The organism is uncultured Anaerococcus sp. (genome assembly GCF_963510915.1).
Lineage (GTDB): Bacteria > Bacillota > Clostridia > Tissierellales > Peptoniphilaceae > Anaerococcus.
The window spans coordinates 1-15,293 of the sequence record NZ_CAUPHG010000038.1; the positions used below are offsets into that span (position 1 = coordinate 1).

Genomic DNA, 15,293 nt, shown 5'->3' on the forward strand with positions numbered 1-15,293 from the left:
TTGACAAAAATCTTTAAGCCCTTACCTAGGAGTGCTTGGCGGAAGGCTTTTATGATGACCAGGCCAGGGTGGCTGAACTTTTTAGGGAGATGAAAGACCTTGAAGATATGAGAGATGACCTTGATGAAGAGTGGCTCGCCCTTAATTTAGAACTTGAAGACTGATTGAATAAGTTTAAAGCGGGTATGAATTAGCTAGGGAGACTTATATGGGAAAATTTATGAAATTTCTATATTCTTTTATGGTAATAGTCTTAGTCCTCTTGGGAGCCTTGTTTTTGGCTGTAGGAATAAGTGACAATAGCTATGGCAATTTTTTTGTGGACGCTAGATTCCTAAATATTTTGATATCAAATGTGGCTTTTATAAAGGTATTTTTCATTAGCCTTGGTGGAATTTTGATTTTATTTTCAATCACAATCCTTGTGACCCTAAATCAAAATACTAACAGGGGCTATGATGTTCTCCTAGAAGATGAAAAGGGAAGTGTCCTACTTTCTAGAAAATCTCTAGAAGCTGTGATGGAAAAATCTATTAATAAATTTTTTGAAGTTAAATGCCAAAACAGTAAGGCTATTATTGTTGAAAATCAAAGGATAGAGGCTAAGTGCATGGCATTTTATTTTGGCTGTGAAGATATTAAGGCTCTTTCGGAAAGAATAAGGGCAGAAATTATAAAAAATTTGATGGATTTTACAGAAATTACTGATATAAGGCTTGAGTTAAAGCTTGAAAAGAAAGAAATAGAAGAGAAACGCGATGGAAGATATTAAGAAAAATCAAGAGCCTAGTATGGTAGATGTTGAGATGAGAAAACTTGATATGAAAGAAAAAAACAAGGCTTCTTTTCTTAGTTTTTATCGAAAAAATAAGGGCAAGGTAAATTCGCTTATACTTAGTTTCTTGACCCTAGTATGTCTTTTTAACTTTGGTTTTTTCAAAACCTTGGGCATATGGGTGGTCATGGTAATTGGCTATTTCATAGGGGCTTACCTTGATAAAGATATTAGGATACTTCAAATAATAAGAAAGATTTTAAATTAAGGAGAAAGTAATGACAGAAAATCTAAACAAAGACCTTAACGACGGCAGAGAACTTGAATATGAACAATCAAAATTAATTATAGAAGATAAGGTAGTTGCAAAAATCGCAAGAATCGCCATCAATAATGTAGATGGCATCCTTGATATGAAGGGTAATATAGCTGATTCTATTGGTTCGTTTTTCGGATCAACAGATAGGTCTACAGCTGGAGTCAACGTTGAAGTTGGCGAAAAAGAAGCAAAGATAAGCCTTGATGTAATTATAGAATATGGCAAAAATGCTCGCCAAATATTTAATGATATACAAAAGGCTGTTAGTCAAAATGTTAAAGAAATGACTGGCCTTGATGTGGTAACTGTAAATGTAAATGTGGTTGACGTTCTTACAAGGAAAGAATACCAAGAAAAACAACAATCAGCTAAGGAAAATGAAAAAAACCAAAATAACTACTAAGACTCGGGGCCAGCCTTGGCCCTTTTTTTGAGAGGAAACTATGAAAGAAATTTTTGATGAAAAAACTAAACAATATTTCATAATCGGTATTCTTTTGATAGGGATATTTTTTGGATTTTTTTACCTAGATAGGATAGGAGAAATCCTGGATACTACCTACAAGGTATTTAGACCAATAGTTTATGGCCTAGTAATCGCCTTTATAATAAACCTTCCGATGAACTTTTTTCATGATGAAATTTTTACTAAATTAATCAGGGAAGATAAGTATGAAAAGTTAAGGAGAAGCCTTTCTTTAATCCTATCATGGATAATCTTTTTTGCTATGGTGACCCTAGTTCTTACAGTTCTAATCCCAGAATTATCTAGGGCTATAGGTGTAATTTCAACAAATATTCCTGTATTTATGGATTCTTTGATTGACTTTTTAAATGGTTCAAAGATCCTTACCAAGATGACAGAATTTATTGCAAGTAAGTTAGAGGCTATTAATATTGCAAGGATAAATGACAGTTTTACCAAAATTTTACAGGAATTTTTCAGATCAGATTCTGATTTTTTAAATAAAACAGGGTCTATAATAAATTCAGTATCTCAAGGAATTTTATCGCTTTCAATAGGCTTTGTATTTTCCCTTTATGTATCAATGAATAAGACAAAGTTAAAAAATGGTGCGGCAAGGCTAGCCTTTGCAAACCTAAGCGAGAAAACTGCTAGGCAAATTGTATATGTATCCAAACTTACCTATGATTCTTTTGCTAGATTTCTCGAAACAAGGCTTTTATCTTGTTTCGCCCTGGGCGTTGGGTGTTTTATAGGGATGACAATTTTAAGGATGCCATCGGCTGGTATGATTTCAATTCTCATGGGAGCCTTTGATATGATTCCTTATATAGGAGCCTTCCTTGCAACATCAATTGGAATAATATTAATATTTACTTTTTCGCCTGGCAAGGCCTTAGTATTTTTAATCTTTATTCTAATTTTACAAAATGTTCAGCAACAACTCTTTTATCCGCTTGTAATAGGCAAACACCAAGGCCTACCTCCAATCTGGATTTTTGTATCAGTAATAATAGGTGGGGGACTATTTGGAATATTTGGAATGATAGCCTTTATTCCACTAGCAACTGTCCTATATACCTTGCTAGAAGATAATATAAAGAAAAAGTTAAAAGATAGGGAAATAAGCGACGGAGAAATAGAAAAATTAACCAACAAGACTTTCCTAGAATTAAGAGAAGAAAGGGAAGAAGATTATAAATAAATAAAGCTCTTCTTACATTAGTCTAAAATAGACTAAGTAAGAAGAGCTTTTTTATAGCTTAAAATCTTCAAAAATCACAAGGAGAAATCCTTCTTTGACATGAATTTCAAAATCGAATCCCTTGGTTTCGTTAGAAACTCCTAGGGCATCGTCATTTGCCATTGTATAATCTTCTAATTCATAAAAAAGTCCTTTGATATCAAGGATTGATTTTTCTGTAAGAGAAAAAATTGACACATAAAAATCTTTTCCTTCATACTTATAAGAAAAATCTCTATTAATGATAAAAATTTCTTTGCCTTTAGCCTTTAACCTTATATCAACACCCTGTTTTTTATAATTAAACATGGACTTTATATTTGCTATAGTGTGGCTTTCCCTACCGCCAAGGCCGCCATAAACTACTATATCCTTGTAGCCTTTATCTATGGCGAAATTAATGGCTGCAACTGTGTCAGTAAAATCTTTGATTGGGTTTAGGGCAATTACATTTTTAAAATCAGGCCTAGTTGTGGAGTCAAAGTCTCCAATTACATAGTCTGGAACAAGGCCGATTCCTCTTATATATTTAAAGCCCTTATCGGCCGCGATTAGGAGGTCATCATCGTGAATTTCATCAAAAAATCCGTCAAAACTCCCACCGCCTATAATAAAACATTTTTTCATGGCTCCTCCTTCTCATATTATATCATTAATGGCGGTCATTTTTACAAAAAAAGGTAAAATATCCTTTAGGAGAAGAAAACGAGGAAAATATATGGAACAATTAGATGTAAAATCAAAAAACTTATTAAGAGTTGTTGTTTTAGGAATTTTATTATATTTTGGCTTCTATTATATAGGAAATGTTGCTGAATATTGGAGTAAATTATACTCTGTAATCCAGCCCTTTGTCCTTGGTGGAGGTCTTGCTTTTGTAATAAGTATACCTATGAATTTTTTTGAAAGAGAATTTAGACAATTAGACCCTACTGGCAAGCACAAGAAGCTTATTTCAACCTGTGCACTTTTATTATCCTGGGTAATTGTGATATCGGCCCTAGTTATTCTTGTCAATATCCTAGTCCCATCTATAATCAAGATTGTCTATACTTTTTCGATTAGGTGGCCAGACTTTGTGGATGAGATTTATAAACTTCTAAAAAAATACCCATTAACAGAGCCTTTCGCCAATAAATTCAAGAACAATTTTTATGGTGTTGGTTGGTATAATGTGAGAAATGCAGTTTATTCCTTCCTCCAAGGCAAGGAAGGCGATATTTTTTCAGCAGCAACTAACCTCATGGGATCAATATCAAGTGGAGTTATTGGGGTCTTTACTATGTTTGTATTTTCGATTTTTATCCTAATATACAAACGAATGCTAAAGATAAATGGCATAAGGATAATATATGCCCTTATGGATGAGAAAAAGGCTGACTATATCAACAAGGTATTTTCCCTATCTTACAACACCTTCAAAGACTATTTATTTTCTAGGCTTATAGCAGTTATTTGCCTTTCTATATTAACCTTTGCGGGTATGTTTGTGATGAGGTTGCCAAATGCGGCTATGATATCTGTTTTAATCGGTCTTTCTGATTTGATTCCAATCTTTGGTCCGATTTTTGGAACTGCATTTTCAACAATACTGATATTTATAGAATCACCTTTTAAGTCCTTGATATTTTTGATATATAACTTGGTAATCCAACAAATCCAAGAAAATGCTATCTACCCAGCCATAGCTGGCAACAAGATAGGTCTTCCTGCTGTTTGGGTTATGGCATCAGTAACAATAGGTGGTTCACTATTTGGAGTTTGGGGTATGCTTATTTCAATCCCAGTGATATCAGTAGTTTACACCCTCTTCCACGAAAAAATCCACGAGATGCTTGTAGAAAAAGGAATTGACGAGGAGAAACTTCTTGCCAAGAGTGATAAAATCTACAAGATAGAAGATATAGAGACTAACGATGAAGCTTACGAGGAGTAATGATTTTGTCCCTGTAATGAGGGATGGGAATAAATTTTATGGTGGCCACCAAGAGTGGCTCAAATACCAAGGCCTTTCCAAATTTTTTAGGGATAGGTCATGTGTTGTAACAGCCTTTACTAATTGTTTTTTCTATTTGTATAAAGAAGGGTCAGTTGATTTTGAAACCTACAACAAAACCCAGTATGAATTTTATAAGAGGATAAGGCCTAAGGCTAATGGGGTGCCAACAGCAAAGTCCTTACTAAGAAGAATTGGTATCATAAACCATGCTCTGGGTCTTAATTTATCCTATAGGATGCTGGAAGGAAATCTCATAAGAAGACTAAGCCTTGATGACATGATTTTTTTTATAAACGAAGGTCTAGCTAAGGATACTCCAGTTATACTAGTAAACTGGCTTTCAAAAAATGTTGATGTCATGAGCCACCATGGTCTTTGCATAACAGAGCTAAATGAAAAAGACGGCAGGCATGAAGTTGTGGTTTCAACTTGGGCTAGGAGTGAGAGATTTTTTTTAGAAGATTTTTATAGGCAGCTAAGGACCTATACTGGTCTGATTTATTTTACTAAATAATAGGGGGCTACCCCCTTTTTTATTTGTTTTTTTAAAATCCCTCAAAGGCTGTAATTACAAGGAATTGAGACTTGATAAAAATAAAACAAAGTAATTATACTTGATAAAATAAAGAAACATACTATAGTAGTTTATGAAGCTAAGATTGTTATAATAACAAGCATTTGCAAAGATTTTTAATAATTTAGAGTGCAAGCAGAAATTTATTGTTTTTTATTTGGAATATTTAGCACTTGATTATAAAATGCAACAGAATTGTTATCTTAGCTACTAGCTATAAGGAAAGAAAAATTAATACGAAAAACGTATAGGAGGAACAATGGATAAGTTAGCAAAAGATAAATTTGCAGAGCAGTATATGGAGAACTTGCAGAGGATTACTCTCAAGAGATTTGAAGATACTTCAAATAAGGACAGGTATGATGCACTTTGTGATACAATAATGGGTCTTATAAACAAAGACTGGAGAGAAACAAAGGCAAAATCTAGAGAACAAAGAAAGGCTTACTATCTTTCAGCAGAATTCTTAATCGGTAGATCTTTAGGAAATAACCTAATAAACCTAGGTATCTACGAAGAGGTAAAAGACCTTTTATTTGAGCTCGGAATCGATTTCGAATCTATCGAAGACTATGAAGATGACGCAGCTCTTGGTAATGGTGGTTTAGGAAGACTTGCAGCTTGTTTTATGGACTCAGCAGCTAGTCAGAACCTAAGCTTAGTTGGTTATGGTGTTAGGTATCGTGAAGGAATCTTTAAGCAAGAAATTGAAAAAGGCTTCCAAGTTGAACATGGGGATAGCTGGATTAAAGACGGTGACGGCTGGTCAATTAGGGTAGATTCTGATGCTAAAATCGTTAAATTTAGGGACCAACAAGTAAAGGCTGTACCTTATGATATGCCGGTAGTTGGTTTTGAAAATGGAATAGTAAATACCCTTAGGCTATGGCAGTCAGAACCATTTGAAGAATTTGACTTTGCAAAATTCAATAACTTCGAATATGACCAGGCAGTAAGTGAGAAAAACAGGGCAGAAGATATAACTAGAGTTTTATATCCAAACGATATGCAAAAGGCTGGTAAGCTATTAAGACTAAAGCAACAATACTTCTTCTGTTCAGCATCTATCCAAGATATGGTAGAAATCTACAAGAGAGATTTCCCAACTGATCTAAAATTTGAAGAATTTGCAAAATATCACGTTATTCAGCTTAACGATACCCACCCAATCATAGCTATTCCTGAATTAATCAGAGTATTAGTAGATGAAAATGGAATCTTCTTTGAAGATGCCTTTAAGATTGCATCTAAGGTATTTGCTTTCACCAACCACACTGTATTACAAGAAGCTCTTGAAAGATGGTCAGAAGACCTTATGCAAGAAGTAAGCCCAAGATGTCTAGAAATTATCGAAGAAATTAACGATAAACTCATCGAAGAATTAAAGGCAAGAGGCTTTAGCGAAGCTCAAATTGATCCTTATAGGATTATGAGCAATGATACAGTACACATGGCAAACCTTGCTATCTATGTAGGTTTCTCAGTAAATGGTGTAGCTGAAATTCACTCACAAATCTTAAAAGATGATACCTTTAAAGAATGGTACAGGATTAGCCCAGAGAAATTTAACAACAAAACAAATGGTATCACCCCAAGAAGATGGCTTGTTTACTCAAATAGGGAATTAACAAACTTCATCACAGAAAAACTAGGCACAGATACATGGAAAAACAACCTAGATCAACTAAAGGGACTTGAAAAATATCTAGATGATGAAAAAGTTCTAGAAGAACTTTGGAATATCAAGCAAGAAAAGAAAAACCAACTTGCAAAATATATCTTAGAAAATGAAGGAATTAAAATAGATCCAAAATCAATATTCGATATTCAAATCAAGAGAATCCACGAATACAAGAGACAACACTTAAACATTCTTCACATTATCTACCTATATCACCAACTAAAGAAAAATCCAGACATGGACTTCACACCAACAACCTTTATTTTTGGTGGTAAGGCAGCTCCAGGATACTTTAGAGCAAAGGGTATGATTAAACTTGCAAACGAAGTAGCAAGAGTAGTAAATGCTGACCCAGATGTAAATAAAAAGCTAAAAGTAATCTTTGTACAAAACTACAGGGTAACCTACGCTGAAAAACTCTTTCCAGCAGCAGACGTATCAGAACAAATTTCTACAGCAGGTAAGGAAGCAAGTGGTACAGGCAACATGAAATTCATGCTAAACGGTGCCCTAACACTTGGAACTCTTGACGGAGCCAACGTAGAAATATTCGCAGAAGCAGGCGAAGAAAACAACTACAGATTTGGAGCTACAGTAGAAGAACTAGCAGAAATCGCTGATTCATACAACCCATTCGAATTCTATAGTAAAGATGAAAATATCAAAGATGTAGTAGATTCCCTAGTAAGTGGAGAATTTAAGGACAATGACACCTATTACTTCCTAGACATCTACAATGAACTAATTAAGCCACAAGATGGCAATAGGGGAGATCAATATTATCTACTAAAAGATTTTGACTCCTATAGGCAAACTCACGCGAAATTAAACAAAGAATATAGAAACAAGCTTGAATGGTCAAGAAAATGCCTAAAGAATATTGCAAATGCAGGATTCTTCTCATCAGATAGGACAATAGTAAACTACGCTGACGATATTTGGAAAATAGACTAGGAAAATATATGGATAAGGAAATATTACTAGGAGTTATGATTCCTTTTATAGGAACCACCTGGGAGCAGCCTGCGTCTATATAATGAAAAATGAATTAAAAGCTAGGGTCCAAAAGGGCCTGTCTGGCTTTGCAGCAGGGGTCATGGTGGCAGCGTCCATCTGGTCCCTCCTAATGCCAGCCATGAACATGGTTGAAGAAAAACTAGGTCGCATGGCATGGCTGCCAGCTGCGGCGGGATTTTTGATAGGGATTGCTTTCTTGCTTTTCCTAGACTCAGTAATCCCCCACCAGCATATTGATTCTGACCATCCAGAAGGAATAAGGGCAAAAAGCCTTAGAAAAACAACCATGATGGTCCTTGCAGTAATTATACATAACATCCCAGAAGGCATGGCAGTAGGCGTGTCCTTCGCAGGAGTCCTATATGGCAAGGGCGATTTAACAATGGCAGCAGCCATGGTTTTATCAATAGGCATAGCCATCCAAAACTTTCCAGAAGGAGCTATCATCTCTATGCCCCTAAAGGTAGTAGGTGTTAATAAAAATAAGGCCTTCGGCATGGGAGTATTCTCAGGCATAGTAGAACCAATAGCAGCAATAATTACAATCTTATTATCATCAATAATGGTCCCAATCCTACCCTACCTTTTATCATTCGCAGCAGGAGCCATGATGTATGTGGTAGTAGAAGAACTAGTCCCAGAAGCCACAGGAGAAGGCGAAAGCCACACCAACATAGGAACCATAGGCTTTTCAGCAGGTTTTGTTGTAATGATGATATTAGATGTGATGTTAGGATAAATTGAGGTTTTTGCAAGAATATGGATAAGTATCGTCCCATTATTAGAGATTAGTCTAATGATTTGGGGCGATTTATTTTTTTGCAAAAGCATATTTTTTTATTAAAATTAAATTTTATTATATTTGCCAAAAAATCATCGGAATTAATTTTTATAATAAAATCAAACAAATGCTTTATAAATATTAATCGACTTATAAAAATAATATATAATTTACTAATTAGAATAAACCTTTAAGCTTGATAAAATTTAATATTGGTGATGAAAGACCTTGCTTTAGATTTGTATCATCGTATAATTAATCTGTTCATAATTATGCAATGAGTTATGATCGAGAATTATAGAAAGAAGGTTATGTATTTGGAAGAAAATAAAAATTTTCATTGGCCAACTTTTATACTTATGGCAAGTGTAACCTTTATGGCGATTTTATCTGAACTAGTGCCATCTGGTATCTTGCCAGAGCTTATGACTGGTCTAAGTATATCAGAAGCACAAGCAGGTACCTTAGTTGGTTTTTACGCAATAGCCAGTGCAATTTTTGCAATTCCATTAATCTCTGCAACTGTTGAATTTAACAGGAAGAAACTTTTAATTTGCTTACTAATAGGCTTTGCCCTTAGTAATATTTTAGTTGGTTTCGCACCTAGTTATAGTATTGCCATAGTTGGAAGGGTAATTGGTGGAGTTTGTGCCGGTGTTTTGTGGCCAATGATAGCAGCTTATGGAATGAAGCTTGTAGATGATGAGCACAAGGGCTTGGCAGTAGCTGTCATTATGAGCGGTACAACATTTGGTATGAGTTTAGGTCTTCCACTTGTAACACTGATTGGTACAAAAATTGGATGGAGAGTTGAATTTTTAGTGATTTCAATTCTTATTATTTTAATTGCCCTAGGCAGTCGTTTTATGTTGCCAGAAGTTTCTGGAGAAAAAAGAGTTAGGGCCAACTCGCCTATTACTCTTATCAAAAACAAAGGTGTACTAATTATTATCTTACTTACCTTTATATCAGTAGTTACTAACTATGGAGTTTACACTTATATCACAAATTTAGTTGATTCAATAAATTACAGTGGAGGAATTGGATTTGCCCAAGTTCTTTTTGGGATTGGTTCAATCTTGTCTGTTCTTATTGCAGGAAAAATTATTGATAAGCATATAAAGATACTTTGTCTTTTAATGTTAGCATCATCTTGCCTAGCCTTTATATTTTTTAGTGTCTTTTCATCAATTAGTTTTATGGTTCACTTAGGATTTATCCTTTGGGGAATTGGGTTTGGAGCCTTAGTAACCCTTTATCAAACAGCAGTTGCCAGACAAGTGCCATCAAACGCTTCAGCAGTTGCTACGTCATTACAATCTGCAAGTTTTAATTTTTCAATAATGATTGCCAGCTCACTAGGTGGAGCAATCCTCGCAAATGGAAATATTAATAATCTACTTATCCTAATGGCTTTAATCTTAGGAGCGGGTTTAGTTGTGACAATTTTATCAAAGAAGACAATGGCTTAATTATTTAAAATTTTTAGGAGGAATATATTATGAAGAAAAAATTTATTAATGCAAAAGTTTATGGTCATAAAGATGCATCTGAAATCTTAGTTGAAGATGGAAAATTTTCAAAATTCGGAAACAATCTTGGAAATGCAGATGAAGTTATTGATTTAGATGGAAAACTTGTTATTCCACCATATGTGGATGCCCACCTTCATCTCGATTATTACATGATTGGCAAAACTGATGAAGTTAAAAATGAATCAGGAACACTTTTTGAAGCAATAGACCTTTGGAATGACTTCAAGAAGGGTTCTACAAAAGAAGATATGAAAAAGAGGATTTATCAAGCGGTAGAAGATTGTCTTTCTTATGGTACTCAATATATAAGAGCTCAAACTGACTGTACTGACCCTAACCTAACTGGAATTAAGGCAGCCCTTGAAGTGCGTGATGAATTAAAAGATAAGTGCACAATTCAAGTTGTTGCCTTCCCACAAAATGGTATGTATTCATACAAAGAAGCAGGTAAAACAGGAAGAGATCTAGTTGAAGAAGCACTTGAACTTGGTTGCGAAGTTGTTGGTGGAATTCCACACAATGAATGGAGTCGTGAACTTGGAGAAAAGTCACTAAAAGAAATTGTTGCACTTGCAGTTAAACATAATAAACTCATTGATGTTCACTGTGATGAAACTGATGATGTTATGGCAAGATTTGTTGAAGTGTTAAATGCAGAAGCAATGATGAACGGTATTTCTGAAAAAACAACAGCAAGTCATACTTGTTCTTTTGGATCAGCAGATAATTCATATGCCTTTAGAATGATGGGACTATTTAGAAAATCTAAATTGAATTTTGTTTCCCTTCCAACAGAAAATGCCTTCCTACAAGGACGTCAAGATTCATATCCAAAACGTCGTGGTATCACAAGAGTTCGTGAATTTGTAGACAACGGTGTTAATGTATGCTTCGCACAAGATTCTATAGTTGACCTTTGGTATCCAGCAGGCAATGGAAACCTAATGAATATTCTTGATAATGGAATCCATCTTGCACAACTAATGGGAGAAAAAGACTTTGAAAAAGACTTTGACCTTGTAACTTACAATGGAGCAAAGGCAATGTACCTTCAAGACGAATATGGATTTGACGAAGGTAAGCCAGCTAACTTTATAGTTCTTGATGCACCAAATGAATTTGAAGCAATTAGAAATAGGGCTGAATGTCTTTCATCAGTACGTAATGGAGAATTCTTATTTAAAAAAGCAAAGAGAGAATTTGAAGTCGCTCTTAAATTAAAATAAAAATTTATAAAAAATTAGGGTCTGCGTAAGGATTCCAATATAGAAAAGACGAGGAAATAAGCTCGTCTTTTTTTGTATATTTGTAAAAACCATTATAAATATAAAAAAATATGAGAGCAAAACAGACTTACCTATTTGGTAACATAATTTTAGTCTCTAATTTATTTTTTTAGTGTAAAAAAAGACAAGAAACAGTACTATATAAATATAAATACAAATCTATTGAAGGGACTTATCATGAATTTTTTGGATAATTTTATTACTAGTCTTATGTTGATTAGGGTTACGGATATTGTTGATATTGCGATGATTGCCTTTGTTGTTTACAAGCTTTTTTCTATTTTGAGGAATACAAGGGCTGAGCAGGTTTTGAAGGGGCTGATTTTTGTCCTTATCTTTGCTTCTATTGCTGATATTTTAAACCTAAATACTGTTTCTTGGGTTATGAACCAGTTTTTGACTGTTTCCCTTGTTTTTATTATCGTTGTCTTTCAGCCAGAGCTTAGGACAGGTCTTGAAAGAATCGGTAGGGGTAGGTCAATTTTTTCTGGTGATAAGAATAAGAAGGACGAGGATTCTATAAATGAACTTGTCCTTGCCATGAGTTCTTTGTCTAGGCAAAAAATCGGGGCTCTTGTTGTCCTTGAAAGACAGGTTGGTTTGTCTGATATTATAGAATCGGGAACTATGCTTAATGCTGATATTTCAAGCGAACTTTTGATTAATATTTTTATCCCAAATACTCCTCTCCACGATGGAGCTGTTATAATTAGGGAAAATACTATTACAGCTGCTGCTTGTTATCTCCCACTTTCAACTTCAAACACCATTGCCAAGGAGCTTGGCACCAGGCATAGGGCTGCAATCGGTATTTCTGAGAGGAGCGATGCAGTTGTAATTATTGTCTCAGAGGAGACTGGTAATATTTCTATAGCCGAAAATGGAGTTATCAATAGGTATTTTGATGAAGATTCCCTAAGAATTAGGCTATTGAAGGAACTTTCAGAAAAGAGGTCAGAAGATGAATAAATTTTTGGAAAAACTAAAGAAGGTTAATGCAACTAGCGATAAGCAGCTTTTAGTCCTTTCTATAATTGTTGCAATCTTCATGTGGACTTATGTCAATACTTCAACAAATCCTTCGGCAAATAGGACTTTTAGAAATATTCCTATTATCATCCAAAACCAAGATAAACTTGAGGAAAAGGGATATACAATTGTAAGTAAGGATGATATTACATCTGTAAATGTAAAAATAACAGGATCTAGGGATAATGTTTTAAGTCTGAAGGCAGATGATATCCAGGCTTCAATTAATGTTATGGATGCTAAGGTTGGGATAAATTCTGTAAATGTTAAGGTCGATACCCCTACAGGAATTTACCTTGATTCGATTGACCCTGCTAAGATTAATCTTAACATTCAAAGGATTATTGAAAAGAAGATGCCTGTAAATATTGTTATAGCTGATAAGTTAAAAGATAGCAAGATTGTAGAAGTTAATGAGCAAAACCCTGAAGAGATTACAATTAAGGGACCAGAGTCACTTGTTAACCAGATCGATAGGATAGAAGCTCATATCGATGATTCTGAATACCTTGATGGGAAAATCCACAACGTTGGCATAAAGGTTTTGGATAAAAAAGGTCAAAGTGTAGAGGGACTTAATTTAGATAATAAAGATGTAAACCTATCTTTCTTTGTATATGAAACTAAAAAAGTCAAGGTAAAGCTAGATTTTAGGGGAGATATAGCTAGTGGCTATAGTGAAACTTCCAGTCAAGTTTCGCCTGATACTATAGTTATAAAGGGACCTGGCCAAGTGATTCGTGATATAGACGAGATTTCAACCAGACCCCTTGTATTAAGCTACATAAGATCTTCTAAGTATGGAGAGATTAAGCTTGATTTACCAGAAGGCATTGAGGTTTACGATGGAGATGATACTGTAACTTACAAGATAGAAGTTCAGAAGACTACAACATCTAATAGAGATAAAGATAATGCTGAGTAAGGAAGAAGTTTTAGCAAGGCTTAATAAGGCAGGCTATGAGTCTTATCTTGTTGGAGGCTTTGTCCGTGATAAACTTATGGGAAGAGAGTCTTCTGATATTGATATAGCAACTAAGGCTCATCCAAATCAAATAGAGGAAGTTTTTAAGGACTTTAAGATAATTGATATAGGCAAAAATTTTGGAACCATAAGGGTTATTGGAGATGGTCAAGAATACGAGATCACCACTTTTAGGAAGGATTTTTCCTACAAGGATAAGAGAAGACCGGGGCAGGTGATTTTTGCTGATAAAATAGAAACTGACCTAGAAAGACGAGATTTTACCATAAATGCCTTGGCTCTTATAGATGATAATTTAATTGACCCTTTCGGGGGTCAATTAGACATTAAGGAGAAAATTATAAGGGCAGTAGGGAGCCCTTATGAGAGGATAAGTGAAGATTACTTGAGGGCTTTGAGGGCTTTGAGGGCTGTGAGATTTGCAGCGAATTTAGGTTTTAATATTGAAGGTGAGTTGCAAGAGGCAATTAAGAAAAATTTTAAAAACCTAGCCTATATTTCAGTTGAAAGGCAGGCTGCAGAGCTTGATAAAATCCTACTAGGCCCTGACCCAGCCAGGGGTATAAGACTCTTGGATAAAGTAGGGCTTCTTAATGAAATTTTCCCAGAAGTTTCTGCTATGATTGGCTTTGACCAACATTCGCCCCACCATTATCTTGATTGTTTCGACCATAGTCTAAAGGTCTTGGAGGGGACACCTTCTGATTTAGCGACAAGACTTGCGGCTCTTTTCCATGATACAGGAAAGCCAGCAACTTTTTTTCTGGATGAAAAAGGTCAAGGGAGATTTTTTGGTCACCAAAAAATTTCACAAGACTTAGCCATAGAGAGATTGAAATATTTAAGGTATCCAAAAAAGATTATAGAGGACGTAAGCATTTTGATAGGTCGCCACATGGATTCGTCTAACACCTACACAGAAAAGTCTGTGGCAAGGCTATTGAGAAAGCTTGGCCAAGAAAATATAAGAAGACTCTTTGACCTTCAAGAAGCGGATATTTTGGCAACAGTCCACGAAGATATTTCAAACATAAATCAGGGTAGAAAATTCCTAAAGAAAATCTTAGACAGCAAACCTGTCTTATCTAGAAAAGATTTAGCTATAAGTGGTAGGGATGTGATAGAACTCGGCTTTGAGCAAGGACCACTTGTCGGCCATATATTAAGGAAAATCGAAAGGGCTGTCTTTGAAGAAAATTTGAAAAATGATAGGGATACTTTATTGAGCATGGCTAGGAATATAGGTCTAAAGCTTGATAGAAAGACTTATGAGTAGTATATTATTACAATGAGTAGAAAAGTACACGGAGGATGAAATGACAGAATTAAAATCACACGAAAACAACATAGCAAAGTTTGAATTTAACGTAAGCTATGACGACTTTAAGAAAGCAACAGACACAGTATATAAGAGAAATAAAAAGAGATATAGAATTGATGGTTTCAGACCAGGACACGTTCCAAGAAGAGTTCTTGAAAAAATGTATGGTCCAGAAATTTTCTACGATGATGCTATCCAAATAGTATTCCCAGAGCCATACGAAAAGGCAGTAGAAGAGCTAGGTCTTGAAGTAATCGACCAACCATCTGTTGACCTTGATGA

The 15,293-nt window shown here is 34.9% G+C and carries 15 protein-coding genes and 1 pseudogene; 15 read left to right on the top strand and 1 reads right to left on the bottom strand.

The features are described 5' to 3' along the window. Positions 1-35 precede the first annotated feature (35 nt). From RQ893_RS04700 to RQ893_RS04720, 5 genes are read left to right on the top strand one after another with little or no spacing between them, the layout of a single operon-like run. Positions 36-164: a hypothetical protein gene (locus tag RQ893_RS04700; protein WP_311481898.1), complete on the top strand. Its 129-nt coding sequence runs from the start codon at positions 36-38 to the stop codon at positions 162-164. Between the two features lie 44 nt (positions 165-208). Beyond that, complete coding sequence (amaP, locus tag RQ893_RS04705; RefSeq protein WP_311481899.1) at positions 209-772, top strand: alkaline shock response membrane anchor protein AmaP; 564 nt, start codon at positions 209-211, stop codon at positions 770-772. Next, positions 759-1,043 carry a DUF2273 domain-containing protein gene (locus RQ893_RS04710; RefSeq protein ID WP_311481900.1) on the top strand — a complete coding sequence of 95 codons (285 nt, stop codon included), beginning with the start codon at positions 759-761 and terminating at the stop codon, positions 1,041-1,043. The genes amaP and RQ893_RS04710 overlap by 14 nt, the downstream gene beginning before the upstream one ends. A 10-nt stretch (positions 1,044-1,053) precedes the next feature. Further along, positions 1,054-1,497: an Asp23/Gls24 family envelope stress response protein gene (locus RQ893_RS04715; protein WP_311481901.1), complete on the top strand. Its 444-nt coding sequence runs from the start codon at positions 1,054-1,056 to the stop codon at positions 1,495-1,497. Between the two features lie 40 nt (positions 1,498-1,537). Continuing rightward, positions 1,538-2,764 carry an AI-2E family transporter gene (locus RQ893_RS04720; RefSeq protein ID WP_311481902.1) on the top strand — a complete coding sequence of 409 codons (1,227 nt, stop codon included), beginning with the start codon at positions 1,538-1,540 and terminating at the stop codon, positions 2,762-2,764. Between the two features lie 51 nt (positions 2,765-2,815). On the opposite strand, the gene RQ893_RS04725 is transcribed toward RQ893_RS04720, so the two are convergent. Then, on the bottom strand, positions 2,816-3,430 hold the full coding sequence (locus tag RQ893_RS04725) for a thiamine diphosphokinase (protein ID WP_311481903.1): 615 nt from the start codon (positions 3,428-3,430) through the stop codon (positions 2,816-2,818). 91 nt (positions 3,431-3,521) lie between these two features. Here RQ893_RS04725 and RQ893_RS04730 point away from each other — a divergent pair, with 91 nt between their 5' ends. The 10 genes and pseudogenes from RQ893_RS04730 to RQ893_RS04775 all read left to right on the top strand — a co-directional run. After that, positions 3,522-4,739, top strand: a complete 1,218-nt coding sequence (locus RQ893_RS04730) for an AI-2E family transporter (RefSeq protein ID WP_311481904.1) — start codon at positions 3,522-3,524, stop codon at positions 4,737-4,739. Then, positions 4,720-5,316: a hypothetical protein gene (locus RQ893_RS04735; protein WP_311481905.1), complete on the top strand. Its 597-nt coding sequence runs from the start codon at positions 4,720-4,722 to the stop codon at positions 5,314-5,316. The genes RQ893_RS04730 and RQ893_RS04735 overlap by 20 nt, the downstream gene beginning before the upstream one ends. A 319-nt stretch (positions 5,317-5,635) precedes the next feature. Then, positions 5,636-8,011 carry a glycogen/starch/alpha-glucan phosphorylase gene (locus tag RQ893_RS04740; RefSeq protein ID WP_311481906.1) on the top strand — a complete coding sequence of 792 codons (2,376 nt, stop codon included), beginning with the start codon at positions 5,636-5,638 and terminating at the stop codon, positions 8,009-8,011. Between the two features lie 8 nt (positions 8,012-8,019). Beyond that, positions 8,020-8,813, top strand: a pseudogene (locus RQ893_RS04745) (ZIP family metal transporter). Between the two features lie 326 nt (positions 8,814-9,139). Beyond that, positions 9,140-10,327: an MFS transporter gene (locus RQ893_RS04750; RefSeq protein WP_311481907.1), complete on the top strand. Its 1,188-nt coding sequence runs from the start codon at positions 9,140-9,142 to the stop codon at positions 10,325-10,327. Positions 10,328-10,356: 29 nt separating this feature from the next. Continuing rightward, positions 10,357-11,616: an amidohydrolase family protein gene (locus tag RQ893_RS04755; protein ID WP_311481908.1), complete on the top strand. Its 1,260-nt coding sequence runs from the start codon at positions 10,357-10,359 to the stop codon at positions 11,614-11,616. Between the two features lie 237 nt (positions 11,617-11,853). Continuing rightward, positions 11,854-12,645, top strand: a complete 792-nt coding sequence (cdaA, locus tag RQ893_RS04760; protein WP_311481909.1) for a diadenylate cyclase CdaA — start codon at positions 11,854-11,856, stop codon at positions 12,643-12,645. After that, positions 12,638-13,630 carry a CdaR family protein gene (locus RQ893_RS04765; RefSeq protein ID WP_311481910.1) on the top strand — a complete coding sequence of 331 codons (993 nt, stop codon included), beginning with the start codon at positions 12,638-12,640 and terminating at the stop codon, positions 13,628-13,630. The genes cdaA and RQ893_RS04765 overlap by 8 nt, the downstream gene beginning before the upstream one ends. Next, positions 13,620-14,966 (top strand): HD domain-containing protein, encoded by a 1,347-nt coding sequence (locus RQ893_RS04770; RefSeq protein ID WP_311481911.1) that lies wholly within the window; start codon positions 13,620-13,622, stop codon positions 14,964-14,966. The genes RQ893_RS04765 and RQ893_RS04770 overlap by 11 nt, the downstream gene beginning before the upstream one ends. 40 nt (positions 14,967-15,006) lie before the next feature. Continuing rightward, positions 15,007-15,293, top strand: a 287-nt coding sequence (locus RQ893_RS04775) for a trigger factor family protein (protein ID WP_311481912.1), incomplete at its 3' end; no start/stop codon positions are given.